Here is a 25,586-nt window from a genome sequence, read left to right as displayed (position 1 = left end):
GCAGGCATTGAAATCCTCTACACTTAACCCCATTACCAGACAATATGCACAGCGCCGGATGCGCGCTTCATTCATCTTATTCAACAGGACAGCGTTTATGACCAATCCATTACTGACGCCTTTTTCGTTGCCACCGTTTTCTAAAATCCTCCCTGAGCATGTGGTTCCAGCCGTGACGCAAGCGCTGGACAACTGCCGCGCGGCGGTAGAAAGCGTGGTCGCGCAGGGCGCGCCGTACACCTGGGAAAATCTGTGTCAGCCGCTGGCCGAAGTGGATGACGTGCTGGGGCGTATCTTCTCCCCGGTGAGCCACCTGAATTCGGTAAAAAACAGCCCGGAACTGCGCGAAGCCTACGAACAGACCCTGCCGCTGCTCTCGGAGTACAGCACCTGGGTCGGCCAGCACGAAGGGCTCTACAAAGCGTATCGCGATCTGCGCGACGGCGACCACTATGCTGAACTGAACACGGCGCAGAAAAAATCGGTCGATAACGCCTTGCGTGATTTCGAGCTTTCCGGGATTGGTCTGCCAAAAGAGAAGCAGACCCGCTACGGTGAAATTGCCGCGCGTCTCTCCGAACTGGGCAACCAGTACAGCAACAACGTGCTCGACGCCACTATGGGCTGGACGAAGCTGATTACCGACGAAGCGGAACTCGCAGGCATGCCGGAAAGCGCGCTGGCGGCCGCTAAAGCGCAGGCCGAAGCGAAAGAACAGGAAGGCTACCTGTTGACCCTGGATATTCCAAGCTATCTGCCGGTGATGACCTACTGCGACAACCAGGCGTTGCGTGAAGAGATGTACCGCGCCTACAGCACCCGCGCCTCCGATCAGGGGCCGAACGCCGGTAAGTGGGACAACAGCCCGGTGATGGCGGAAATCCTCGCCCTGCGTCACGAGCTGGCCCAGCTGCTGGGCTTTGACAGCTACGCGGATAAATCCCTCGCCACCAAAATGGCCGAAAACCCGCAGCAGGTGCTCGATTTCCTGACGGATCTGGCTAAACGTGCCCGTCCACAGGGTGAAAAAGAGCTGGCCCAGCTGCGCGCCTTCGCCAAAGCGGAGTTCGGCGTGGACGAGCTGCAGCCGTGGGACATCGCTTATTACAGCGAAAAACAGAAACAGCATCTTTACAGCATCAGCGACGAGCAGCTGCGCCCGTACTTCCCGGAAAATAAAGCCGTCAATGGCCTGTTCGAAGTGGTGAAACGGATTTACGGCATCACCGCCAAAGAGCGCACCGACATCGACGTCTGGCACCCGGACGTGCGTTTCTTCGAGCTGTATGACGAGAAAAACGAGCTGCGCGGCAGCTTCTACCTCGATCTCTACGCCCGTGAGAACAAGCGCGGTGGGGCGTGGATGGATGACTGCGTGGGCCAGATGCGTAAAGCCGATGGTTCTCTGCAGAAGCCGGTCGCGTACCTGACCTGTAACTTCAACCGCCCGGTAAACGGCAAGCCGGCGCTGTTCACCCACGACGAAGTGATCACCCTGTTCCACGAGTTCGGGCACGGCCTGCATCACATGCTGACCCGCATTGAAACCGCAGGCGTGGCCGGGATCAGCGGGGTGCCATGGGATGCAGTCGAGCTGCCAAGCCAGTTTATGGAAAACTGGTGCTGGGAGCCGGACGCGCTGGCGTTTATCTCCGGCCACTATGAAACCGGCGAACCGCTGCCGAAAGAGCTGCTGGATAAAATGCTGGCGGCGAAGAACTACCAGGCGGCGATGTTCATCCTGCGTCAGCTGGAGTTCGGCCTGTTCGACTTCCGTCTGCACGCCGAGTTCAGCCCGGAACAAGGGGCGAAAATCCTCGAAACCCTGGCCGAGATTAAAAAGCAGGTTGCCGTTATTCCAGGGCCAACATGGGGCCGCTTCCCGCATGCGTTCAGCCACATCTTCGCGGGCGGCTATGCGGCAGGCTATTACAGCTACCTGTGGGCCGACGTGCTGGCAGCGGATGCCTTCTCTCGCTTCGAAGAAGAGGGGATCTTCAACCGCGAAACCGGCCAGTCGTTCCTCGATAACATCCTGACGCGCGGCGGTTCTGAAGAGCCGATGGTGCTGTTCAAACGTTTCCGTGGCCGCGAGCCGCAGCTGGATGCGATGCTTGAGCACTACGGGATCAAAGGCTGATTGTTACGTGAAGATCTGCTTAGTGGATGAAACAGGCGCCGGAGACGGCGCCTTGTCTGTTCTGGCCGCCCGCTGGGGGCTGGAGCACGATGAAGAGAACCTGATGGCGCTGGTAATGACGTCAGCGCATCTTGAACTCCGTAAACGCGACGAGCCGAAACTCGGCGGGATTTTTGTCGATTTTGTGGGGGGCGCGATGGCGCACCGGCGCAAGTTCGGCGGCGGCCGCGGTGAGGCGGTGGCCAAAGCGGTCGGCATCAAGGGAAGCTATCTTCCGGACGTGGTGGATGCCACGGCGGGGTTAGGGCGCGATGCGTTTGTGCTGGCGTCGGTCGGCTGTCGCGTGCGGATGCTGGAGCGCAATCCGGTGGTGGCAGCACTGCTCGATGACGGTCTGGCGCGGGGCTATGCTGATCCGGAAATCGGCCCGTGGTTGCAGGAACGACTGCAGCTGATCCACGCCTCCAGCCTGACGGCGCTGACGGATATCACCCCGCGCCCGCAGGTGGTCTATCTTGACCCGATGTTCCCGCATAAGCAGAAAAGCGCGCTGGTGAAGAAAGAGATGCGGGTGTTTCAGTCGCTGGTGGGGCCGGATCTGGACGCCGATGGGCTGCTGGAGCCCGCTCGCCAGTTAGCGACGAAGCGAGTGGTGGTGAAGCGTCCTGACTATGCGCCGCCGCTGGCGGACGTTGCCACGACCAACGCGGTGACCACCAAAGGGCACCGGTTTGATATTTATTCGGGTACGCCGGAATAAAAAAGCCGGGTGGCGGCTTCGCCTTACCCGGCCTACGTTCTCGATCTATTCCCTCTCCCTATGGGAGAGGGTTAGGGTGAGGGGAATATAGAGCACTTACTCGTCTTCTTCGTCACGCAGCGGAACAATCAGCATATCCACGTGAACGGTGTTAATCAGCTGGCGCGCGGAAGACATCAGCTTGCTCCAGAAGTCCTGATGGTGACCGCACACCACCAGATCCATGTCATATTTCTTGATCGCATCAACCAATACCTGGCCCAGATCGCCGCTGCCGCTTAAGGTTTCGGTAATCGGGTAGCCAGCGTTAGTGGAGAGCTCGCTCAGGGCGTGGTGCGTCTCTTCAGAGATGCGCTTTTGCATGTCGCCGAGATTGACGTCGATCAGACCGGTGTAAAGGTCGGAGTAATTCACATCAACGTGAATCAGGGAAACTTTCGCGTTGTAGGGACGTGCCATGGATACCGCTTTATCAACCAGCACTTTGCTCTCCGGAGAGAGGTCTACCGCGATGAGAATGTGTTTGTAAGCCATAGTGTTACTCCTTCCTTAAGTTATCGATGACTAAATGTGAAAGCCGTCGTCTGATACTTTCATTACGGCCCAGTAAAACATATTTTTCAAGCTTTGGTGTTGATAACGATTAACCTTGTGGCAAAAAAATTAACGGATCTCCTACACTATTTAATGAGCCGTTCGGATATGAAAACGCGAACCGGATCGACTTTTGGTCATTCTTTCACTGAACTGTCTGTCAGGGCATTGGGGTGCGGTAGCTCAGGAGCCTTGCTTCGTGGGCGGACGCCGGGGAGGATGTATGATTAGCACCGTCGCATTGTTTTGGGCGTTATGCGTAGTTTGCATAGTGAATATGGCGCGCTACTTCTCATCGTTACGTGCGCTGTTAGTGGTACTTCGTGGTTGCGATCCGTTGCTTTATCAGTATGTGGACGGTGGAGGTTTCTTCACCTCGCATGGACAGCCCAGCAAGCAGATGCGTCTGGTGGGATATATCTACTACCAGCGCTACCGCGATCATCACGATGAAGAGTTTATTCGTCGCTGCGAGCGTCTGCGTCGTCAGTTCATTTTGACCAGTGCCCTGTGCGGGCTGGTCGTGGTCAGTATGATTGCATTGATGATTTGGCACTGAGTGACACAGCAGGCGGGGAAAGCCCCGCCTTCTTTCATCTGGCTCAGGGTTTAACTGAGAACCGGAGACTGGAGATATTGTTCTCAATCGAAATAACCTTTCCGCTATAGGCAATGTTCACTTCCCCACTTGCATCAATACTGGCAGCGGTAATCGTGCCTGTACCCTCGATGACAGGATGTTTCTTAGCAAGTTGATGGATAATGTCGGTACCTTTCCCGGCGATCTCCTTCGAGAGATAGTAACGGTAGATTGTTGGTACGGTTGCGCCACCCTGATTGTTCACGGTCATATAGAGCCAGACGCTATCGGATAATTTATAAACGCGCTGAAGTTCATCGCTGTTTCGCTGACGGGGCTGATGGTTTAACCAGAGAAATCCAATGACCAGAACCAGAAGCGAAAGGGTAATAAGGCGATGAATCCATTTAATAGCCGTTTTGAATGGCATAGTCTGTTCCGTCCTGGCGTTGTTTAGAGTGAGATCATTTGCCAGCAGGATAATTATTTGTGCAGTCAAAATCTGAACAGATAGTGTTCAGATTGTCCTGATAGCAGCAATGGGTTGAGTAAAACATCAGCCATAAAAAAAGCGGGTCAGTTTCCTGACCCGCTTTTTTGTCGCCCTCAGCCGATTAAATCAGCTTCAGCGAAATCCAGTACAACCCGCCAGAGAGCAGGATAGATGCCGGAAGGGTGAACACCCAGGCCATCAGAATGTTGGTCACGGTTTTGCGCTGCAGACCGCCACCGTCAACAATCATGGTACCTGCCACGGACGAGGAGAGGACGTGGGTCGTGGAGACTGGCATACCGGTATAGCTTGCCAGACCGATAGACACCGCCGCCGTCATCTGCGCGGACATTCCCTGCGCATAGGTCATGCCTTTCTTACCGATCTTCTCGCCGATGGTGGTCGCCACACGACGCCAGCCAATCATTGTGCCGATACCCAGTGCCAGCGCGACGGCCATGATGATCCAGATTGGCGCGTACTCAATGGTGTTGAGCATGTCGCTTTTCAGTTTCTTCAGCAGACGTTTGTCGTCACCGTTCACCTCCGGCAGCTTCGCGACTTTATCGGTCACGTCAGAGATGCAGAGCATGATGCGACGCAGCTGACCACGCTGTTCAACGGCCAGTTTGTCGTAGCTTTCGATGTTGCCCAGCATGCCTTTCGCACGTTCCAGCGCGTTAATCGCGTTTGCCGGATGGCAGTGGAACTCGCCTGGTGCCGTGGTGGCGCCCGCTTCCGGGGAAGGGATTAACTGGTCAACGCCGGTCGCCTTTTTCAGCAGGTCAGGATGCTGCTGGAAATAGGTTTCAACGTTGTTGACCGCATCACGGGTACGCGTGATTTCGTAACCGGAGGCGTTCATGTTGACCACGAAGCCTGCCGGCGCAACGCCAATCAGCACCAGCATCACCAGACCAATGCCTTTCTGCCCGTCGTTCGCGCCATGAGAGAAGGCCACGCCGATAGCGGAAATGATCAGGGCGATACGCGTCCAGAATGGCGGCTTTTTCTTGCCGTCTTTCTTCTCACGCTCTGCTGGCGTCAGGTGGATACGCGCACGTTTCTTCGTGTTGCTCCAGTAGCGACGCAGGATGAAGATCAATCCACCCGCAACCACCAGACCCACGATAGGGGAGATGATCAGAGAGCCGAAAATCCCGAGTACTTTTGGAAGGTTCAGCGCATCAACAACCGATGTACCGGTCATCAGGGCATTGGTTAACCCGATACCGATAATCGCGCCGATGAGAGTGTGAGAACTGGATGCAGGCAGGCCGAAATACCAGGTACCGAGGTTCCAGATAATTGCAGCAAGCAGCATTGAGAACACCATAGCGAGGCCATGGCCAGAACTAACGTTAAGCAGCAGATCCGTTGGCAGCATATGCACAATGGCATACGCAACGCTCAGTCCGCCCAGGAGGACACCAAAAAAGTTAAATACCGCCGCCATAACAACCGCAAGCTGCGATCGCATTGCGCGAGTGTAGATAACCGTTGCTACTGCGTTTGCAGTGTCGTGGAAGCCGTTGATCGCTTCGTAAAACAGTACAAAAACCAGAGCAAGCAAAAGTAAAAGCCCGGTATGTAAATCCAGGCCGGCAAACAAATGTAGCATAGGACGTTACGCCATTTTGAGGACATGAACGCGGCGCATTATCCAGGACAAATGCGCAACGGGCAAAGTGAAATATAGACTTTTTTTGACATACCACCTGAAATGGGAAAAGCGCCCGAAAGGATATTCTTTAAATTTCAATGGAATGGCTTTGTAATATCTTTTTACGCTGGTGTGACCACAGAGGAAACTTTACAATCCGCGGCAGTGAATAATGAGGATTTTGACGTGGAAAGGTTTGATGCCGTGGTAATTGGCGCCGGTGCGGCGGGTATGTTTTGTGCGGCGATGGCCGGACAGGCGGGTCGTCGCGTGCTGCTGCTGGATAACGGTAAAAAGCCAGGCCGTAAAATCCTGATGTCCGGCGGCGGGCGCTGCAACTTTACCAACCTCTATGTTGAACCTGCGGCGTATCTGAGCCAGAACCGGCATTTTTGTAAATCTGCGCTGGCGCGTTATACCCAGTGGGACTTTATCGATATGGTGGGTAAGCACGGCATCGCCTGGCATGAGAAAACGCTGGGCCAGCTGTTCTGCGACGACTCCGCGCAACAGATTGTCGATATGCTGGTGGCCGAGTGCGAAAAGGGCGGCGTGGTCATGCGCCTGCGCACGGAGGTGCTGGCGGTCACGCGTGACGAACAGGGCTATACGCTTCAGCTCAACGGTGACACCGTCAGTGCCGATAACCTGGTGATTGCCAGCGGCGGTCTGTCGATGCCGGGGCTGGGTGCCTCGCCGTTCGGCTACAAAATTGCCGAGCAGTTTGGCCTGAAGGTGCTGCCGACCCGCGCCGGTCTGGTGCCGTTTACGCTGCATAAACCGCTGCTGGAACAGCTCCAGACGCTCTCCGGGGTCTCCGTTCCGTCCGTTATTACCGCTGAAGACGGGACGGTGTTCCGCGAAAATCTGCTCTTTACCCATCGCGGCCTCTCCGGCCCGGCGGTATTGCAAATCTCCAGCTACTGGCAGCCGGGGGAGTTTGTCACGGTTAACCTGCTTCCCGATTGCGATCTGGACGCGTTCCTCAACGCGCAGCGTGCCGCGCACCCGAATCAGAGCCTGAAAAATACCCTGGCCATGCAGCTGCCGAAACGTCTGGTGGAGTGTTTACAGGTTTTAGGCCAGATCCCGGATGTGTCGCTCCGCCAGCTTAACAGCCGCGAGCAGGAGACGCTGGTCGAGACCCTGACGAACTGGCGCGTGCAGCCAAACGGCACCGAAGGCTACCGCACGGCGGAAGTGACGCTGGGTGGCGTGGATACGCATGAACTCTCTTCCCGCACCATGGAAGCGCGCAACGTGCCGGGGCTCTATTTTATTGGTGAAGTGATGGATGTGACCGGCTGGCTCGGCGGGTATAACTTCCAGTGGGCATGGGCCAGTGCCTGGGCCTGCGCGCAGGCGCTGGCAGAGAAATAATCACGCAACGCAATTATTGCACCAACTTTCCCGTTCTTTCAACTAAGCTTCGACCAGGTGCCCCGCTGCGTTCGCGGGGCCATATTCCTTTTGGTCAGAGCAATCGGCGCCCTGATGGTCGGCTGGTCTGTGGCGGTGCTGGTGGCGGTGCTGCAGCGTTTGCGTGGCATGGCCGCCTAAACGACAGATGCGCACGCCCCGCCTGGTAAGGTAAAGTACCCCCTTCTTGCGTAGCCGACAGGGCTACGGCTTTGAGGGTGAAGAGGCTGAGTAACAGCCCACGCCTTTCTGTTCCTGGTTTACGCCAGTTTGCATGGTGTTGTGTTTTGTCTGCCAAAAGGGTTTTGTATGTCTGCTGCTCATCTCGGTTTCCCGACGGAAACCGTTGTTGTCTTTGTGGTGATGGCCGTTGGGGCGATGTTTATCGACCTCTTTATGCACCGTCACGATAAACCGATCTCGCTGAAAAGTGCCGCCATGTGGTCCCTCTTCTGGGTCATGATGGCGATGGCGTTCGCCGGGTTCCTGTATGTTCACCATGGTGCCGAAATGGCGAGCCTGTTCCTTACCGGTTACGCGCTGGAAGAGGTGCTCTCTGTCGATAACCTGTTTGTGATGATGGCGATCTTCGCCTGGTTCGGCGTGCCGGATAAGTATCGTCACCGCGTCCTTTACTGGGGCGTGCTGGGGGCGATTATCTTCCGCGGTATTTTCGTGGCGATCGGCACCAGCCTGCTGAGCCTGGGGCCGTACGTGGAGGTGATTTTCGCGCTGGTCGTCGGCTGGACGGCAGTGATGATGCTCAAGCGCAATGAAGAGAGCGACGAGGTGGAGGATTACTCCGGGCATCTCGCGTATCGCCTGGTGAAACGCTTCTATCCTGTCTGGCCGAAAATCAGCAGCAATGCCTTTATTCTGACCCAGAAAGAGGTGGATGCGGAGCTTGAAAAACCGGAAAACCAGGACGTGATGGTGGGCCGCGTTAAGAAGGCGAAGCGCTATGCGACGCCGCTGCTGCTTTGCGTGGCGGTTGTCGAACTCTCTGATGTGATGTTCGCCTTTGACTCCGTGCCGGCCATTATTGCCGTGAGCCGCGAACCGCTGATTATTTACAGCGCCATGATGTTCGCCATTCTCGGCCTGCGTACGCTCTACTTCGTGCTGGAAGCGCTGAAGCAGTATCTGGTGCACCTCGAAAAAGCCGTCGTGCTGCTGCTGTTCTTCGTGGCGTTCAAGCTGGGATTAAATGCCACCGATCACTTCTGGCATCACGGTTACAACATTGGCGCCACGGCAAGCCTGTTTGTCGTGCTCGGCGTGCTGGCGCTGGGGATTATTGCGAGCGTGATGTTCCCTGGAAAACGCGAGGCCTGATACCTCGCTTTTCTCCCTCTCCCTGTGGGGTGAGGAAAATAATGTCTGCTCCGACGACCCCCTCTCCCTTGAGGGAGAGGGCTGGGGTGAGGGGGAACATACGGCTGTGGTGGTCATTCCGTTCACATTATGTTCCTTGCTACTCTGTAACAGCATGACCAGTGAACGTGCCAGGGCGGCTCAATCGCCACCGCCCTGGCCTTACGGAAACGCTTCGGCGATTTACAGCCGGACCAGGGTATCGCTGTAAGTCATTAATTTTACTGAAGCAACGTCCATCGCTTCAGATAAAAAATTACTGAGGATTCCCCAGCCCTGTGGGAGAGGGCCGGGTGAGGGCACCAGAGCGCACCTAACCCTTGATCGGTGAATTCCGGCGCTTGCGCGGGGGATGGAAATGCCGCCAGTGCGGATCCTGCGCGGCTGCCAGCAGTTCGTGGTCGCCGCGGGTGTCTCCCCAGGCTCGCAGGTGATAGGCGTTCAAATCGCCGTACACTTTTTCCAGCCTGGCCACTTTCTGAGCGCAGCGGCAGTTATGGCCGGTAATGCGCCCCGTCAGCTTACCGTCTTTCACTTCCAGCTGGGTACCAATCAGCTTAATGCCCAGTTTGTCGGCCCAGGGCTGGAGCACCAGCGCCGGCGACGCGGAACAGATGGTCACCTCCGCACCGGAATTTACCTCAGCCGCAACCGCCAGAACCCCTTCGGGGCGCATCAGCTTGTCCCAGTATTTTTCGCAAAACGCTTCCGCCTGCTGGCGTAACCAGTGTTCATCCACGCCCGTCAGGAACGTTTTAATCAGCACTTCTTTTAGCTCATCGCGCGTCAGCTTACGGCGCACGCAGTGGAGCGTGGGCAGCGCCATACGCACCAGGCGGCCTGCGAAGTAACGTTTCCCGAAGGCAAACCGCAGGAAAGGGATAAAGCTGTCGTGGTGCGTTAATGTCCCGTCAAAGTCAAAGACAGAGAGCACGCTGGATTTCGCCACCGTCTCGTCGGCAATCATATTGGTCATAAATACGTCTTAGCTGAAATACACATTCTTCGGATCAGTTTACCTGCTTTACCCTGGGAGTCCTTAGATCACCACCATTTTTTTCTCGATCTTGCGAACTGAAAGTGAGTCCAATTTTGGTCTCGATAAGCGTTGGTGAAAAAGTGAGCTGCCTATATTATCGCCACATCACGATTTTTAGGGGGACCCTTGGCCTCCGCAGGTAAGGAAAAATTCACTCACATACGCTCTCTGATATGACCTTAAGATCGCTTATTTCAATACTCTCGTTAAGTTTTGCCTCGTTTTCCGCCTTCAGTTTTCAACTGCCGGCATCAATGCTATCGATGAACAACGAGCTTGCGGCAGCGCCTGCGAAATCGGCGCTGCTTCACCCGGAAACGGGTCCGCTGCGCTCACGTATTCTCGATCAATACCAGAAGTGGAAAGGCACGCAGTATCAGTGGGGCGGCACCACGCATCGCGGGGTGGATTGCTCCGCGCTGATGCAGCATCTGTTCAGCGATGCCGTACATCTCGACCTGCCGCGCACGACAGGTGAGCAGATCCATCGCGGCGTGCAGGTGGCGCAATACCGCCTTCAGGTCGGGGATCTGGTGTTCTTCCAGACCGGCCCGAACCGTAAGCACGTCGGCGTATACATTGGCGACAGCCAGTTTATTCATGCCTCAAGCAGCCAGGGCGTGACGGTGTCCACCCTGAACGATAGCTACTGGCAAGCGCACTATATTACTGCCCGCCGGGTTGCAGGCAGTGCGGCCTGACCGGCTCAGATAATGTCATCCACGACGCCACCGTCGACGCGCAACGCCGCGCCCGAGGTGGCGGAGGCCTGAGGCGAACAGACATAAATCACCATGTTGGCGACCTCTTCAACCGTGGCTGCGCGCTGGATCACCGAGCTGGGGCGGTTGGCCATCACAAACTCTTTTGCCAGCTGCTCCAGCGATTTTCCGGTTTTCTCGATCTCGTCTTTCATCATCTCCGCGAAACCGTCCGACATCGTCGGGCCCGGCAAGACGCTGTTGACCGTCACACCGCTGCCCGCCACGAACTTCGCCAGTCCGCGCGCCAGCGAGAGTTGCGCCGTTTTGGTCACACCGTAGTGGATCATGTCCGCCGGAATATTGCAGGCCGACTCGGAGGAGATAAACACCACCCGTCCCCAGCCTTTCTGCACCATACCGGGAAGCAGAGCGCGGGAGAGACGCACGCCGGACATCACGTTGGTCTGCCAGTAACGCTCCCAGGTGTCATCGTCGGTAGCATAGAAATCCTGCGGGCCGTAAATCCCGGCGTTATTGACCAGAATGTCAACATTGCTCGCCACCTTCAGCAGCGACTCCACCCCTTCATGTGAACCGAGATCGGCGATCGCGGCACGAACCTGCACGCCAGGCACCACCTGCTGTAGCTGTTGAATACCCTTGTTCACCGAGTCGGTGCTGCGCCCATTGACGATCACTTCCGCGCCGCTTTCAGCCAGCCCTCTGGCAATGGCGAAACCAATTCCGCCCGTTGAGGCGGTCACCAGCGCCACTTTTCCCGTCAGGTCGATCTTCATCATCAGGCTCCTTATCGTTTTAACGTTCGGACCTTAAAGCGTAGCAGGTGATGATGACGGCTCCTGGCTAAAAAGGCGCAACAGCGTCTCGACCTGCTCATCAAGCGGGGCGAGGGAGCGCTTAACGATCAGGTGCAGCGGCGTGGCCCGGCGCACGCCGTGACTGAGCGGCAGCAGCTTCAGCACCCCTTGCTCGAGCTGAGCCTGTATGCGCTCCTCCGGCAGCCAGCCGTAACCCACCTGCGACATCACCGCTTCAATGGCGGCGTCAATGGTGGAGAAGGTCCAGGAGCCTCCGGCCGTGCGTGCCGAAGACTGGTTATCCGCAATCTGGATGAGCGGCCACGGGCGGAGCATCTCATCGCTAAGCGGTGCGTCGAGCGTAAAGAGGGGGTGCTGGTGATGTGCCACGGCAACAAAGTCGATGTTCATCAGCCATTCGCCCAGCCCGGTAATATCCTGGCGACGGGTGAGCACCATCACATCGGCTTCATCGTTAATCGCCTCGGCGCGGGTGTTTTCCAGCACTTCGGTGAGGCGCACCTGCGTTTGCGGGTACTGTTGCTGGAACTGACGCAGGATGGCGAACAGACGACGGCGGGGGAAGATATTATCCACCACCAGATCCAGCCGCGTGCGCATGCCGTTGCGCAGGGTTGCCGCGCGGGTTTCAACATACGCGAAGGCTTTTAATAGCGGTTTGACCTGGCTGAGAAGCAGTTCCCCGGCGGGGGTCAACACCGCCCGGCGGCCTTCCTGAACCAGAAGCGCCACTCCCAGCCGTTCCTGCAAAAGCGACAGGTTATAGCTGACGGAAGACTGGCTGCGGTGAGTCTCTTCTGCGGCTCTGGCAAAACTGCCCGCCTCAACCACTTTCGCCAGTAAAGACCATTGCTCAAGGGTCGTCTTGTGCATAATCAATCTAAAATTTGGATGAATTTGATTCAAACATAGCGTTATTTATTCATTTTTTGAAGGGGTACGATCGTCTCATCAAAACAAAGGAGACATCTTATGAACACCTTCGACAAACATGATTTAAGCGGCTTCGTCGGCAAACATCTGGTTTATACCTACGATAATGGCTGGAACTACGAGATTTATATCAAAAATGACACGACCATCGACTACCGTATTCACAGCGGTCTGGTAGGGAATCGTTGGGTAAAAGATCAACGGGTCTATATCGCTCGCGTGGGTGAGAGCATCTGCAAAATCTCATGGACCGAGCCAACCGGCACCGACGTCAGCCTGATCGTGAACCTGGGCGATAAACTGTTCCATGGCACTATCTTCTTCCCGCGCTGGGTCATGAACAACCCGGAAAAAACCGTCTGCTTCCAGAACGATCACATTCCGCTGATGAACAGCTATCGCGATGCTGGCCCTGCGTATCCAACGGAAGTGATTGATGAATTTGCCACTATTACCTTTGTGCGCGACTGCGGTGCTAACGATGACAGCGTTATTGCGTGTGCGGCCAGCGAGTTACCAGAAAACTTTCCAGATAACTTAAAATAAGCGCGACAATTAACTAAAAAGAAAAGTTCCCGGTTATTCCCTATTATTTTGGAAAAACCGGGGATTTTTTTGTTTGTTGAGGTTTGGTTTAAACGTTACATTTTGAAAAGGTTGAATACGATCACAAAATAAATAATTCATAAAAGTGCAATCTGTTGATTATAAACTGATTTTCATGTTGTTTATTTCGGTTTAAATACTCATCTTAATTTTTCCCTAAGAAATGAGCGCTACCTTGATATGAGTTTATGGTTCGTTGAAATAAACGAACTGGCAAATGGTTAATATCAAAAGCATGCCATTCTTATTGCAAGGAATTTAATGATGAGTGATTTTTTGCCTTTTTCCCGCCCGTCTATGGGCAATGAGGAATTAGCGGCGTTGCAGGAGGTATTAGCCTCCGGCTGGATCACGACCGGGCCGAAAAATCAGGCGCTGGAAGAGGCATTTTGCCAGCTTACCGGCAATCAGCACGCGATTGCGGTCTGTTCAGCCACTGCGGGAATGCACGTTACGCTGATGGCGCTGGATATTGGCCCGGGTGATGAAGTCATTACCCCCTCCCAGACCTGGGTCTCCACGCTGAATATGATCGTTTTGCTGGGCGCCACGCCGGTGATGATTGACGTGGATAAAGAGACGTTGATGGTGACGCCCGACGCCGTTGAAGCGGCTATTACCCCGCGTACTAAAGCCATTATTCCCGTGCATTATGCCGGCGCGCCCTGTGATATCGACGCTATTCACGCCATCGGCGAACGTCACGGTATTCCGGTGATTGAAGACGCGGCCCATGCCGCCGGAACGTACTACAAAAACCGTCACGTCGGCTGGAAAGGAACGGCGATTTTCTCCTTTCACGCCATTAAAAATATGACCTGTGCAGAAGGCGGCTTAGTCGTTACGGATAATGCCGGGCTTGCGGCGCGGATCCGCAGTCTGAAATTCCATGGCCTGGGCGTAGATGCCTATGATCGCCAGACGCACGGTCGCGCGCCGCAGGCGGAAGTGATCGCGCCGGGCTACAAATACAACCTGGCGGACATCAACGCCGCGCTGGCCCTGGTGCAGTTAGGCAAACTGAAAGAGGCCAACCAACGCCGCCAGGCGATCGCTGAACGTTACCTGCGCGAGCTCGCCGATACGCCGTTCCAGCCGCTGACTATCCCGTCATGGCCGCACGTTCACGCCTGGCACCTGTTTATTATTCGCGTGGATGAAGCGCGCTGCGGGATCTCCCGCGACAGCCTGATGACCGCGCTGAAAGAGAAGGGCATCGGCACCGGCCTCCATTTCCGCGCGGCACACACGCAAAAATACTACCGCGAGCGTTTTCCTGATGTATCGCTCCCGAATTCTGAATGGAATAGCGCGCGTATTTGTTCTCTCCCACTTTTCCCGGACATGACTCATGACGACACAACCCGCGTCATTACCGCGCTCCATCAGCTTGCAGGACATTGATATGTTCAGTGCACCGCCCGTACAAAAAGTTTCCGTGGTTATCCCGGTTTATAACGAGCAGGAGAGCCTGCCTGAACTGATTCGCCGCACCACGGCTGCCTGCGACACGATGGGCAAAGCCTACGAAATTCTGCTGGTAGATGACGGCAGTAGCGACAATTCCGCGCTGATGATGACCGAAGCCGCGCAGGCTGAAGGCAGCCATATTGTTGCGGTGTTGCTCAACCGTAACTACGGCCAGCACTCGGCGATTATGGCAGGGTTTAGCCACGTTACGGGCGATCTGGTCATCACCCTGGATGCGGACCTGCAAAATCCGCCGGAAGAGATCCCGCGTCTGGTGGCCAAAGCCGATGAAGGCTTTGATGTGGTCGGCACGGTACGGCAAAACCGTCAGGATAGCCTGTTCCGCAAGCTGGCTTCACGCACCATTAACCGTCTTATCCAGCGCACCACCGGTAAAGCGATGGGCGATTACGGCTGTATGCTGCGCGCTTACCGCCGCCATATCGTCGACGCCATGCTGCACTGCCATGAACGCAGCACCTTTATTCCGATCCTCGCCAACACCTTTGCCCGTAAGGCGACGGAGATCCCGGTTCTGCACGCCGAGCGCGAGCACGGGGAGTCGAAGTACAGCTTTATGCGTCTCATCAACCTGATGTACGACCTCATCACCTGCCTGACCACCACACCGCTGCGCCTGCTGAGCGTTTTCGGCAGCATTATCGCCGTCGCCGGATTTGCGCTGTCCGTTCTGCTGGTTGTCCTGCGCCTGGTCTTTGGTCCGCAGTGGGCGGCGGAAGGGGTCTTCATGCTCTTTGCCGTGCTGTTTATGTTCATCGGCGCCCAGTTTGTCGGGATGGGGCTGCTCGGTGAGTACATTGGCCGTATCTATAACGATGTTCGCGCGCGTCCGCGCTACTTTATCCAACGTGTTGTCCGTCAGGAACACAAAGCATCTCAAGAGGAAAACCACCCATGAAAGCTGTTGTCTTTGCCTATCACGATATGGGGTGCACGGGCACGCAGGCCCTGCTGGACGCGGGCTATGATATTGCTGCAATTTTTACCCATCCGGACACCGCCGGAGAGAATACCTTTTTCGGCTCTGTGGCGCGTATCGCCGCCGAGCATGGGATCCCGGTTTATGCGCCGGACGACGTTAACCACCCGCTGTGGGTGGAGCGCATCCGCGCGCTCGCCCCGGATATGATCTTCTCGTTCTACTATCGCAATCTGCTCTGCGATGAGATCTTAGGCCTGGCCGCAAAAGGGGCCTTTAATCTTCACGGCTCTCTGCTGCCTGCCTACCGTGGCCGCGCCCCGCTGAACTGGGTGCTGGTGAACGGTGAGACGGAAACCGGCGTGACGCTGCACCGCATGGTGCGCCGTGCGGATGCGGGCGCCATCGTGGCACAGCAGAAAGTCGCTATCGACGCTGACGACACCGCGCTGCAGCTGCATCACAAACTGAATGCGACGGCGCAGACGCTGCTGCGCGATGTGCTGCCAACCATCCTGAACGGCACCTTCAGCGAGACCGCGCAGGATGAGAGCAAGGCAAGCTGCTTTGGCCGCCGTACGCCGGAAGATGGCCGTCTGGACTGGAGCAAGCCGGCCCGCCAGCTGCACAACCTGGTGCGCGCCGTGACCGACCCGTGGCCGGGCGCATACAGCTTTGCGGGCGTCAGCAAGTTTATCGTCTGGAAATCTCGCGTGCGTGACGACATTCCGGCCGCCAGACCGGGCACCGTCGTCTCCGTCTCCCCGCTGATTGTGAGCTGCGGTGAGCAGGCGCTGGAGATCGTCACCGGGCAAACCGACAACGGCCTGTACGTGCAGGGCACCCAGCTCGCGCAGTCTCTGGGGCTGGTGGCCGGGGCGCTGATCACCAGCGCACCGGTGGTGGCTCTCAAACGCCGCACCCGCGTGCTGATCCTCGGCGTGAACGGCTTTATCGGTAACCACCTGACCGAACGCCTGCTCAAAGATGATAACTATGAAATTTATGGCCTGGATATTGGCGCGGATGCCATCAGCCGGTTCCTCAATAACCCGCGTTTCCACTTTGTGGAAGGGGACATCAGCATCCACTCTGAGTGGATCGAGTACCACATTAAAAAATGTGACGTGGTCCTGCCGCTGGTCGCCATTGCCACGCCAATCGAGTACACCCGTAACCCGCTGCGCGTGTTCGAGCTGGATTTCGAAGAGAACCTGAAGATCATCCGCGACTGCGTGAAATACGACAAGCGCATCATCTTCCCGTCCACTTCTGAAGTGTACGGCATGTGCACCGATAAGAACTTCGATGAAGACACCTCTAACCTGGTGGTCGGGCCGATCAACAAACAGCGCTGGATTTACTCTGTCTCTAAACAGCTGCTGGACCGCGTGATTTGGGCCTACGGCGAGAAAGAAGGGCTGCGCTTTACCCTGTTCCGTCCGTTTAACTGGATGGGACCCCGTCTGGATAACCTGAACGCGGCGCGTATCGGTAGCTCCCGCGCGATCACCCAGCTGATCCTGAACCTGGTGGAAGGCTCACCTATTAAGCTTATCGAAGGCGGTAAACAGAAACGCTGCTTTACGGATATCAGCGACGGGATCGAAGCCCTGTTCCGCATCATCGAAAACAAAGATAACCGCTGCAATGGTGAAATCATCAACATCGGCAACCCGGATAACGAAGCGAGCATTCGCGAGCTGGCCGAAATGCTGCTGGCCAGCTTTGAGCGCCATCCGCTGCGCGATAAATTCCCGCCGTTTGCCGGTTTCCGCGAAGTGGAAAGCAGCAGCTACTATGGCAAAGGCTACCAGGATGTCGAGCACCGTAAGCCCAGCATTCGCAATGCGAAGCGCTGCCTGAACTGGACGCCGACGGTGAAGATGGAGCAGACCATTGATGAAACGCTCGATTTCTTCCTGCGCACCGTGGAGCTCTCGGAACAGGCCTCATGAAAAAAGTCGGTTTACGCATTGATGTCGACACCTTCAGGGGGACGCGTGACGGCGTACCCAAACTGCTGGAACTGCTGGGCAGGCACGGTGTGCGTTCCAGCATTTTCTTCAGCGTGGGGCCTGACAACATGGGACGCCATTTATGGCGTCTGGTTAAACCGGCATTTCTGTTCAAAATGGTGCGCTCGCGCGCCGCATCCCTCTACGGCTGGGATATTTTGCTGGCCGGCACCGCCTGGCCCGGCAGGCGCATCGGCGCGGGTAATGAAGCGGTGATCCGGGAGGCGGCGCTGCATCATGAGGTGGGCCTGCACGCCTGGGATCACCATGCCTGGCAAGCCTGGGCGGGCGTCTGGGACATCCCGCGCCTGACCCGCGAAGTCGAGCGCGGGATGCTGGAGCTGGAGGCGATTACCGGTCAGCCGGTGCGCTGCTCCGCTGTGGCAGGCTGGCGCGCGGATCAGCGTGTGGTGAAAGCCAAAGAGCCCTTCGCGTTTCGCTACAACAGCGACTGCCGCGGAACCGGACCCTTTTTGCCACTGTTGGGCGAAAATCGCTACGGTACGGTGCAAATTCCCGTCACGCTTCCCACCTGGGATGAAGTGGTGGGGCGCGAGGTGACCGCCGACGGGTTCAACCGCTATATTCTGGACTGCATCCATCGCGACGCCGGTACGCCGGTGTATACCATCCATGCCGAAGTGGAAGGGATTGCCTTCCAGCAGGATTTCGATGCGCTGCTGACCCTGGCCGCGCAGGAGGGGATCACCTTCTGCCCGTTAAGCGAGTTGCTGCCTGACGATCTCAGCACCCTGCCCGTGGGCAAAGTGGTCCGTAATGAACTGGCTGGCCGGGAAGGCTGGCTTGGCTTTCAACAAACCGTGAGTTCGGTCCCATGAAAACAGCCCGTTATGGCTTAGCGCTTCTCGCACTGTTTATCGTTTACTACCTGATCCCGGTCGATATCCGCCTGCTGTGGCAGCCTGATGAAACGCGCTATGCGGAAATCAGCCGCGAAATGCTGGCCTCCGGTGACTGGGTGGTCCCCCATTTTCTGGGGCTGCGTTACTTTGAAAAACCGATTGCTGGCTACTGGATCAACAGTCTCGGGCAAGTATTGTTCGGGCACTCGAACCTTGCCGTGCGCGCCGGGGCGATCTTCTCCACTGGACTGACGGCGCTGCTGGTTATCTGGATGGCCTGGCGTCTCTGGCGGGATAAGCGAACAGCCCTTTTCTCCGGCCTTATTTTCCTGACCCTGTTCCTTGTCTATGGCATTGGTACGTATGCGGTTCTGGATCCCATTATCACCCTGTGGCTGGTGGCGGCGATGTGCAGCTTCTGGCTGGCCTCACAGGCCCAAACCGTGGCCGGAAAAGCCGGTGGCTATGTGCTGCTTGGGCTGGCGTGCGGGATGGGGGTGATGACCAAAGGCTTCCTGGCGCTGGCGGTACCGGTGATTGGCGTGCTGCCGTGGGTGATAGCGCAGAAGCGCTGGAAAGAGGTGCTGATATTTGGCTGGCTCGCGATCCTGAGCTGCGTGCTGATTGTTCTGCCGTGGGCGCTGGCCATTGCGCAGCGTGAGCCTGATTTCTGGCGTTACTTCTTCTGGGTGGAGCATATTCAGCGTTTTGCTCAGAGCGACGCGCAGCACAAAGCGCCGTTCTGGTATTACCTGCCGTTCCTGATTGCGGGCAGCCTGCCGTGGCTGGCGCTACTGCCCGGCGCGTTTCGTTTCGGCTGGCATGACAGACAAAACGCGGGCGGCGGGTTCTATCTGCTGGGTTGGGTGGTGATGCCGCTGCTGTTCTTCAGCATTGCCAAAGGCAAGCTGCCGACCTACATCCTGCCCTGTTTTGCCCCGCTGGCGATCCTGATGGCGCGCTATGCCTGCCTCGCGGCGGAAAAAGGTGCCAGAGCGCTGCGCATTAACGGCGGGATTAACCTGGCGTTTGGCGTCATCGGCGTGGCTGCGGCGCTGGTGGTCTCGCCGTGGGGGCTGGCTAAGCATCCTGTCTGGACATCCGTTGAGCTGTATAAAGTCTTCTGTGCGGTGGTGGCGTTCCTCATCTGGGCTGCGGTAGGCTGGTTTACCTTCCGACAGAGCCCGCAGCGCTGGTGGCTGGCTGCCTTGTGTCCTGCGGGACTGGCGTTGCTGATTGGTTTTGCCATTCCTAACCTGGTGGTGGATTCCAAACAGCCGCAGTCGCTGGTCGATACCGTGCGCGAGCCGCTGCAGAACAGCCGGTTTGTGCTGGCCAACAATGTTGGCGTGGCCGCCGGCCTGGCGTGGGAGCTGAAGCGTAATGACATCACCCTGTTTGGTCAGAGTGGCGAGCTGCGCTATGGGCTGGATTATCCCGATGTTAACGATCGTTTTGTCGGCAAAGATGACTTCGCGCAGTGGCTGGCGGCGCATCGTCAGCAGGGACGCGTATCGCTGGTTATCCTGCTGTCAAAACGCGATGACCTTGCCCGGGCGAATCTGCCCGAGCCTGACAGCCTCTATATCCAGGGCCGTCTGGCCTACCTGCAGTATCTGCCGAAATGATGATCTGGATCTGGCTGATACTGGCAAGCGTGCTCAGCTGTGCGGGGCAATTGTGTCAGAAGCAAGCCACCCGTCCGGCGAAAGCCGGGCGGCGCGGGGCGCATATCGCGCTGTGGCTTGGTCTGGCAATGCTGATGCTGGGCTGCGGGATGCTGGTCTGGCTGGTGGTGCTGCAACGCCTGCCCGTCGGCATTGCCTACCCGATGCTGAGCCTCAATTTTGTCTGGGTGACGCTGGCGGCGAAGGTCGTCTGGCGTGAGCACGTCGCGTCACACCACTGGCTGGGGGTGGGGTTCATCATCATGGGGATTATTATCCTGGGAGGGAGCCTGTGAAAGGGGCGTTGTGGGCGTTATGCAGCGTGCTGTTAGTCAGCGCCGCGCAGCTGCTCCTGCGAAGCGCCATGCAGGCGCTACCCTCTGTAGGCGAGGCGTTCGCATTTCTCCAGGCCCTCTGGCATTTCTCGTCCGGTACCGGTGCGCTGCTGCTGGGGTTAACGGGGTATGTCGCCTCTATGGGCTGCTGGTATCTGGCGCTGCACCGTATGTCGCTCAGCAAAGCGTATGCCTTGCTGAGCCTCAGCTATATCCTGGTGTGGGGCGCGGCGATCCTGTTGCCCGGCTGGGACGAACATTTTTCCTGGCGTGGGCTGGTGGGTGTCGGGTTGATTATACTGGGCGTGCTGGTGATATTTCGGCCAACGCATCGTGGATCAAACCGGCCCTGAGCTCAAAGGGCGTTGCGGTGCAGACCGCGAGACTGAGCGAGTCTATCCGGCAGTGGCTCACCGAGTGGAACGCGCTGGCGGCACTGTCAATGCTGACCATTTGCCAGGCGTGACCGCCGCGCTGTTTAACAATCGCTTCTTTTCGCGTCCAGATGCGCCAGAATGCCGTAAGCTGGCTCGCTGGCGTCTCCTTTTCCAGTTCATCGTGCTCGGCGTTACTGAAGAGGGCATTGGCGAGCGTGCGCCAGTTGTCCTGCGGGCGAATATGTTCCAGCGAACATCCCACACTGCCTTCATCGCTGATAATTAACGCAATATCGTCCTGAGAGTGGCTAAAGCTGAACCACAGCGGGTAGTCGTCCGCAAAAAGGGGCTTCCCCTGTTCGTTGTGGATAATCTCCGGGAGCGGCTTCGGAGCCAGCAGACGCGAAAGCAGCCCGCGACCCGCCAGCCAGCGCGCGCGCCGGGCGCCTTCGGGCGCGTGTTCACAGAGTGCTTCAGCCCAGCGATCGGTGCTCAGCGAAGAGATCTTTCCCAGAAAAACCTGGTACATATAACGTCTGGCCTTCAGTCAAAACAGAGAGAGCCGCAAAGTTGCGCGGCGAAACCATTACTATAATCCATTGACCCCAGGAATGGCTAACCAGACGAGAGCGCTTACCCGGGCAACCGGCTTTTCGGTCGTCCCGGCCCAAGCAGAATGGCCAGCTTGCTGCCGCCTTTGGTGGTCTCCATCCAGATCTTACACACGCTGGTGAGCGGGACTGACAGCAGCATCCCGACCGGACCCAGCAGCCATCCCCAAATCAGTAAAGATAAGAACACCACCAGCGTCGACATTCCCAGCCGGTGGCCCATCATGCGCGGCTCAAGAATATTCCCCAGAACCATGTGCACCACGAGGAACAGCGCCCCCACCAGCATGCACTCATAGAAGCCATTAAACAGAAACGCCTGAATCATCGGCGGTACGGCAGAGAGCACCGCGCCAATATTGGGCACGTAGTTCAGCAGAAAGGCCAGCACGCCCCACATCAGCGCGAACTGCACGTCCATCAGCATCAGCCCCAGCCAGACAATGATCCCGGTCCATACGCTCAGCAGTGTTTTCAGCGCCAGATATTTGGAGACGCCCTTTAGCGCCCGGTGTAAGCCGGCAATGTGGATCTGGGGATTATTCAGCGCAAAACGCAGCTTATAGGGGACGTGGCGCACTTCGAACAGCATAAACACCACCGTCATGACCAGCAGCAGAATGCTGGCCATCGCCCCGGAGAGGCCCGTCATCAACGTGGTGGCGTAGGTCATGACTTTCTCTGAATCCATCCTGCGCAGCATCCGTTCGGGTGAGATATGCAGATTCAGAAAGGGGACCATCTCCTGCAGCGCCACGATCTTCCGCGTTAGCTCTTTGTTGTACTGCGGCAGCATCGTGGAGAACTCGCTCAGGGAGGCCGCCAGCACGCCGAAAAGCGCCGTCAGGGCAATCAGCATCACGATAACCACGATGGTAATGGCCACCGGGCGGCTGACGCCCCGGCGTAAAAACCAGGTCACCAGCGGGTTAAGCACGATGGCAAAAAAGAGCGCCAGCAGGAGCTGGACAATAATGTCGGCGGCGGCATGGATACCCGCAAGGATAACCACCAGACAGGCGAGTTTTAATAAGATATGGAGTCCAGCTTTGTCGGACGGATTAGGGGTCATGCGTGTTCCTTTATGTGGTTGCCCGTTAAGTGTAGTGCGCGGCATCCGCCTCGTCTGGCACCGTTAATCTGAAAAGTCGCTGCTGATTTTCTGTTGGCGTCGTGGTAATAGTGAAACACTGTTGCAAAATTCCAGGTAAAACCCCATGCCCGAACCTGCCGCTGAACCGGCGCTGAGCGGACTGCGCCTCAATCTGCGCATCGTGTCCGTCGTGATTTTCAACTTTGCCAGCTATTTGACCATCGGCCTGCCGCTGGCGGTCTTGCCGGGCTATGTCCATGACGTTATGGGCTTCAGCGCATTCTGGGCGGGGCTGGTGATTAGCCTGCAGTATTTCGCCACGCTCCTGAGCCGCCCGCATGCCGGGCGCTACGCGGACCTGTTCGGTCCAAAAAGCATCGTGGTTGTCGGGTTGTGCGGCTGTTTCCTGAGTGGGCTGAGCTACCTGCTGGCTGCCACAACCAGCCACTGGCCGCTGGTCAGTCTGGTGTTGCTTTGCCTGGGCCGCGTCATCCTCGGCATTGGGCAAAGCCTGGCGGGAACCGGGTCAACGCTGTGGGGCGTGGGGGTGGTCGGTGCGCCGCACATTGGACGGGTGATCTCGTGGAACGGCATTGTCACCTACGGCGCAATGGCGCTGGGCGCCCCGCTTGGGGTGATGTGTTATGCGTATGGCGGTCTCTACGGGCTGGCGGGCACCATCATGCTGGTCGCGCTGGTGGCGATCCTCTTTGCCCTGCCGCGCCCGAAAGTCAAAGCCAGCAAAGGTAAACCACTGCCGTTCCGGGCGGTGCTCGGGCGGGTCTGGCCATACGGGATGGCACTGGCGCTGGCGACCACCGGCTTCGGGGTCATCGCCACCTTCATTACCCTGTTTTACGATGCCAAAGGCTGGGACGGCGCCGCCTTTGCGTTAACCCTGTTCAGCTGTGCGTTTGTGGGCGCGCGGTTACTTTTCCCTAACGGTATCAACCGTCTGGGCGGGCTGAACGTGGCGATGATCTGCTTTGCGGTGGAGATGGTTGGCCTGCTGTTGACCGGCATAGCCATGGCACCATGGGTCGCGAAAGTGGGCGTCTTCCTTGCGGGGGCGGGCTTTTCACTGGTCTTCCCGGCACTGGGTGTGGTGGCAGTTAAAGCCGTGCCGCCGCAGAATCAGGGGGCGGCGCTGGCGACCTATACGGTATTTATGGATATGTCATTAGGCATTACCGGCCCGCTGGCGGGTCTGGTGATGGCCTGGGCAGGCGTACCGGTTATCTATCTGGCCGCGGCGGGTCTGGTGGTGATTGCCTTGATGCTGACATGGCGGCTAAAAAAATGGCCCCCGGTGCAGGCACCGGAGGCCACGTCATCATCGTGAAGCGTTACTGGATCACGATGGTGTTAATGATGTTTTCCGCAGCCGTTTGCGCTTTCTGCTGATCTTCCGCTGGCAGGGTGATCTGCAGGGTCAGCAGTTTGTTATCGACCTTGCCCAGCACAACAGAAGAGTATGCGGTCTGGCCTTTTGCAGAGATGATGCTGTCCAGCTGTTGCAGCGTGTGGCCTTTCAGTTCGATGGACTTGTTGGTGACCACCTGCAGCTGCGGATCGCGGCTGCGCTGCTGATCTTCCAGGCGTTTGGACAGGACGGCCAGGTCTTCGCTGGTGTCGTCGCCCACAATCACAATGACCGCTTTCTGACCGGTTGCGTCGGAGTAAACGTGCATATTGTTCGCTTGCGTACCCAGCTTGCCGCTCTGGTCAGTCATATCGGCTGGCAGAGAGAAACTGAGTTTGCCATCCATCAGATTCACCGGCTGACCGGTTGCGTTGCTCTCAGCGGATGCACCCTGAGCAGGCGTTTTCGTGTCGCTGTTATCACAGGCTGCAAGACCCACAACCAGCAGGCCAATCCCGACATATTTAACCAGATTGCGCATTGACTTCTTCCTTTCGATAAACGGCCATAACGGCTCATTCGCTCATCTTATCACAACTGATAAAGCGAACCTTTAACCAGCCTGTAATGCTGTGATTTCAGATTTATCTGCCAGCCTTTTCAGCAGCATATTCAACAGGACGCCGTACATGGGCAGGAAGAAGACAATGCTGATGAGCACCTTGAAGCAGTAGTCCACCAGGGCGATCTCCATCCAGTGTTCGGCCATAAACGCATCCGGACTGTGCCAGAAGGCGATGAAGAAGAACGCCAGCGTATCGCTGACGTTGCCGAACAGCGTCGAGGCGGTGGGGGCCATCCACCAGCGATGATTCTGACGCAGGCGATTAAACACATGCACGTCGAGGATCTGCCCCAGCGCATAAGCCATAAAGCTTGCGGTGGCGATACGGGCGACAAACAGGTTGAAGTGGGTCAACGCCTCAAAGCCCTGCCAGCTTCCCATATAGAACAGGGAGGAAATCACGTACGAGATGAACAGCGCCGGAAGCATGACGGCAAAAATAATGCGTCGGGCCAGCGGTGCGCCAAAGATACGTACGGTTAAATCCGTGGCGAGGAAAATAAACGGAAAACTGAACGCGCCCCAGGTGGTGTGAAAACCAAAAATGGCGATCGGGAGCTGCACCAGATAGTTGCTGGAGGTGATCACCAGCAAATGGAAAAGCGAAAGCCAGAACAACGCTTTTACGCGCTGTGATTCAGAAAACTGCGTCATATTGTGACCTTTTTATACGTTGGGGTGAGGGAACCCAATAAAAACCGCAGAATGATACTGCTTTGGCAGGACATTGCAATGGTTAGTTTTTACGCAATCGTTAACCTGGTTTGCATTGACTGCCACGGGGCGTAAACTACAGCCGTTTTTACCTGACCGAGAAGATCATGACCGACCTGTTTTCCAGCCCAGACCACACCCTTGACGCCCAGGGCCTTCGCTGCCCGGAACCGGTAATGATGGTACGTAAAACCGTGCGCAACATGCAGACCGGGGAAACGCTGCTGATCATCGCCGACGATCCGGCAACGACCCGCGATATCCCCGGGTTTTGTACCTTTATGGAGCATGAGCTGGTGGCACAGCAGACCGACGCGCTGCCGTATCGGTATTTGATTCGTAAGGGTTAAGTGGGCTGCCCTCTGC

The 25,586-nt window shown here is 57.0% G+C and carries 26 protein-coding genes; 16 read left to right on the top strand and 10 right to left on the bottom strand.

Annotated elements, in window-relative coordinates; all coding sequences use genetic code 11:
* Positions 1–97: 97 nt before the first annotated feature.
* Both prlC and rsmJ read left to right on the top strand, forming a co-directional pair.
* Complete coding sequence (gene prlC / locus EKN83_RS19670; protein WP_047959656.1) at positions 98–2,140, top strand: oligopeptidase A; 2,043 nt, start codon at positions 98–100, stop codon at positions 2,138–2,140.
* 7 nt (positions 2,141–2,147) lie between these two features.
* Positions 2,148–2,900 (top strand): 16S rRNA (guanine(1516)-N(2))-methyltransferase RsmJ, encoded by a 753-nt coding sequence (gene rsmJ, locus EKN83_RS19665; protein ID WP_025760139.1) that lies wholly within the window; start codon positions 2,148–2,150, stop codon positions 2,898–2,900.
* A gap of 96 nt (positions 2,901–2,996) precedes the next feature.
* Here rsmJ and uspA read toward each other — a convergent pair whose 3' ends face one another.
* The gene (gene uspA, locus EKN83_RS19660) at positions 2,997–3,434 is read right to left on the bottom strand and encodes a universal stress protein UspA (RefSeq protein ID WP_003861223.1); all 438 of its coding nucleotides are present in this window, start codon (positions 3,432–3,434) and stop codon (positions 2,997–2,999) included.
* A 283-nt stretch (positions 3,435–3,717) separates the two neighbouring features.
* Here uspA and uspB point away from each other — a divergent pair, with 283 nt between their 5' ends.
* The gene (uspB, locus tag EKN83_RS19655; RefSeq protein WP_003861224.1) at positions 3,718–4,053 is read left to right on the top strand and encodes a universal stress protein UspB; all 336 of its coding nucleotides are present in this window, start codon (positions 3,718–3,720) and stop codon (positions 4,051–4,053) included.
* A gap of 43 nt (positions 4,054–4,096) precedes the next feature.
* On the opposite strand, the gene EKN83_RS19650 is transcribed toward uspB, so the two are convergent.
* Positions 4,097–4,504, bottom strand: a complete 408-nt coding sequence (locus EKN83_RS19650) for a hypothetical protein (RefSeq protein WP_126801525.1) — start codon at positions 4,502–4,504, stop codon at positions 4,097–4,099.
* 184 nt (positions 4,505–4,688) lie between these two features.
* Positions 4,689–6,188 carry an inorganic phosphate transporter PitA gene (gene pitA, locus EKN83_RS19645; RefSeq protein WP_025760141.1) on the bottom strand — a complete coding sequence of 500 codons (1,500 nt, stop codon included), beginning with the start codon at positions 6,186–6,188 and terminating at the stop codon, positions 4,689–4,691.
* 228 nt (positions 6,189–6,416) lie between these two features.
* On the opposite strand from pitA, the gene EKN83_RS19640 reads away from it, so the two are divergent.
* Together EKN83_RS19640 and EKN83_RS19630 are read left to right on the top strand one after the other, a co-directional pair.
* On the top strand, positions 6,417–7,610 hold the full coding sequence (locus EKN83_RS19640) for an NAD(P)/FAD-dependent oxidoreductase (protein ID WP_126801524.1): 1,194 nt from the start codon (positions 6,417–6,419) through the stop codon (positions 7,608–7,610).
* 348 nt (positions 7,611–7,958) lie between these two features.
* A complete protein-coding gene (locus EKN83_RS19630) occupies positions 7,959–8,984 on the top strand; it encodes a TerC/Alx family metal homeostasis membrane protein (protein WP_025759668.1) in 1,026 nt (341 codons plus the stop codon).
* A 352-nt stretch (positions 8,985–9,336) separates the two neighbouring features.
* Here EKN83_RS19630 and EKN83_RS19625 read toward each other — a convergent pair whose 3' ends face one another.
* Entirely contained in the window at positions 9,337–9,999 is a 663-nt protein-coding gene (locus EKN83_RS19625; RefSeq protein WP_025759624.1) for an HAD family hydrolase, read from the bottom strand.
* A 236-nt stretch (positions 10,000–10,235) separates the two neighbouring features.
* On the opposite strand from EKN83_RS19625, the gene EKN83_RS19620 reads away from it, so the two are divergent.
* Entirely contained in the window at positions 10,236–10,763 is a 528-nt protein-coding gene (locus EKN83_RS19620) for an NlpC/P60 family protein (protein ID WP_032672654.1), read from the top strand.
* A gap of 5 nt (positions 10,764–10,768) precedes the next feature.
* Here the strand turns inward: EKN83_RS19620 and EKN83_RS19615 are convergent, their stop codons facing one another.
* Positions 10,769–11,563 carry an SDR family NAD(P)-dependent oxidoreductase gene (locus EKN83_RS19615; protein ID WP_025759627.1) on the bottom strand — a complete coding sequence of 265 codons (795 nt, stop codon included), beginning with the start codon at positions 11,561–11,563 and terminating at the stop codon, positions 10,769–10,771.
* 33 nt (positions 11,564–11,596) lie between these two features.
* Positions 11,597–12,478 (bottom strand): LysR family transcriptional regulator, encoded by an 882-nt coding sequence (locus EKN83_RS19610; protein ID WP_045286772.1) that lies wholly within the window; start codon positions 12,476–12,478, stop codon positions 11,597–11,599.
* Between the two features lie 99 nt (positions 12,479–12,577).
* On the opposite strand from EKN83_RS19610, the gene EKN83_RS19605 reads away from it, so the two are divergent.
* The 8 genes from EKN83_RS19605 to arnF all read left to right on the top strand — a co-directional run bounded on the left by EKN83_RS19605 (position 12,578) and on the right by arnF (position 20,790).
* Entirely contained in the window at positions 12,578–13,084 is a 507-nt protein-coding gene (locus tag EKN83_RS19605) for a phenolic acid decarboxylase (protein ID WP_047959649.1), read from the top strand.
* A 324-nt stretch (positions 13,085–13,408) separates the two neighbouring features.
* Entirely contained in the window at positions 13,409–14,548 is a 1,140-nt protein-coding gene (gene arnB, locus EKN83_RS19600; RefSeq protein ID WP_045286770.1) for a UDP-4-amino-4-deoxy-L-arabinose aminotransferase, read from the top strand.
* A 1-nt stretch (position 14,549) separates the two neighbouring features.
* Positions 14,550–15,533, top strand: a complete 984-nt coding sequence (gene arnC / locus EKN83_RS19595; RefSeq protein WP_025759633.1) for an undecaprenyl-phosphate 4-deoxy-4-formamido-L-arabinose transferase — start codon at positions 14,550–14,552, stop codon at positions 15,531–15,533.
* Entirely contained in the window at positions 15,530–17,512 is a 1,983-nt protein-coding gene (arnA, locus tag EKN83_RS19590) for a bifunctional UDP-4-amino-4-deoxy-L-arabinose formyltransferase/UDP-glucuronic acid oxidase ArnA (protein ID WP_025759634.1), read from the top strand. Before arnC ends, arnA begins: the two co-directional genes overlap by 4 nt.
* Complete coding sequence (arnD, locus tag EKN83_RS19585; protein ID WP_025759635.1) at positions 17,509–18,411, top strand: 4-deoxy-4-formamido-L-arabinose-phosphoundecaprenol deformylase; 903 nt, start codon at positions 17,509–17,511, stop codon at positions 18,409–18,411. The genes arnA and arnD overlap by 4 nt, the downstream gene beginning before the upstream one ends.
* Positions 18,408–20,063, top strand: coding sequence for a lipid IV(A) 4-amino-4-deoxy-L-arabinosyltransferase (arnT, locus tag EKN83_RS19580; RefSeq protein ID WP_104557187.1), 1,656 nt, complete (start codon positions 18,408–18,410; stop codon positions 20,061–20,063). The genes arnD and arnT overlap by 4 nt, the downstream gene beginning before the upstream one ends.
* Positions 20,060–20,398 carry a 4-amino-4-deoxy-L-arabinose-phosphoundecaprenol flippase subunit ArnE gene (gene arnE, locus EKN83_RS19575; RefSeq protein ID WP_025759637.1) on the top strand — a complete coding sequence of 113 codons (339 nt, stop codon included), beginning with the start codon at positions 20,060–20,062 and terminating at the stop codon, positions 20,396–20,398. The genes arnT and arnE overlap by 4 nt, the downstream gene beginning before the upstream one ends.
* Positions 20,395–20,790, top strand: coding sequence for a 4-amino-4-deoxy-L-arabinose-phosphoundecaprenol flippase subunit ArnF (gene arnF / locus EKN83_RS19570; protein ID WP_025759638.1), 396 nt, complete (start codon positions 20,395–20,397; stop codon positions 20,788–20,790). Before arnE ends, arnF begins: the two co-directional genes overlap by 4 nt.
* On the opposite strand, the gene acpT is transcribed toward arnF, so the two are convergent.
* Entirely contained in the window at positions 20,732–21,343 is a 612-nt protein-coding gene (gene acpT / locus EKN83_RS19565) for a 4'-phosphopantetheinyl transferase AcpT (protein ID WP_126801523.1), read from the bottom strand. The genes arnF and acpT overlap by 59 nt on opposite strands.
* A 104-nt stretch (positions 21,344–21,447) precedes the next feature.
* Positions 21,448–22,497: an AI-2E family transporter gene (locus EKN83_RS19560; protein WP_045286765.1), complete on the bottom strand. Its 1,050-nt coding sequence runs from the start codon at positions 22,495–22,497 to the stop codon at positions 21,448–21,450.
* Between the two features lie 145 nt (positions 22,498–22,642).
* Here EKN83_RS19560 and EKN83_RS19555 point away from each other — a divergent pair, with 145 nt between their 5' ends.
* Positions 22,643–23,860, top strand: a complete 1,218-nt coding sequence (locus tag EKN83_RS19555) for an MFS transporter (protein WP_088244405.1) — start codon at positions 22,643–22,645, stop codon at positions 23,858–23,860.
* Positions 23,861–23,864: 4 nt separating this feature from the next.
* Here EKN83_RS19555 and EKN83_RS19550 read toward each other — a convergent pair whose 3' ends face one another.
* Together EKN83_RS19550 and EKN83_RS19545 are read right to left on the bottom strand one after the other, a co-directional pair.
* Complete coding sequence (locus EKN83_RS19550) at positions 23,865–24,422, bottom strand: DcrB family lipoprotein (RefSeq protein ID WP_025759642.1); 558 nt, start codon at positions 24,420–24,422, stop codon at positions 23,865–23,867.
* A 72-nt stretch (positions 24,423–24,494) separates the two neighbouring features.
* A complete protein-coding gene (locus EKN83_RS19545) occupies positions 24,495–25,160 on the bottom strand; it encodes a 7-cyano-7-deazaguanine/7-aminomethyl-7-deazaguanine transporter (protein ID WP_045286763.1) in 666 nt (221 codons plus the stop codon).
* Positions 25,161–25,327: 167 nt separating this feature from the next.
* Here EKN83_RS19545 and tusA point away from each other — a divergent pair, with 167 nt between their 5' ends.
* On the top strand, positions 25,328–25,570 hold the full coding sequence (tusA, locus tag EKN83_RS19540) for a sulfurtransferase TusA (protein WP_045286762.1): 243 nt from the start codon (positions 25,328–25,330) through the stop codon (positions 25,568–25,570).
* Positions 25,571–25,586: the final 16 nt, after the last annotated feature.

The organism is Enterobacter sp. WCHEn090032 (assembly GCF_003986875.1).
GTDB lineage: Bacteria > Pseudomonadota > Gammaproteobacteria > Enterobacterales > Enterobacteriaceae > Enterobacter > Enterobacter sichuanensis.
This window is presented reverse-complemented; position numbering and strand designations above follow the sequence as displayed.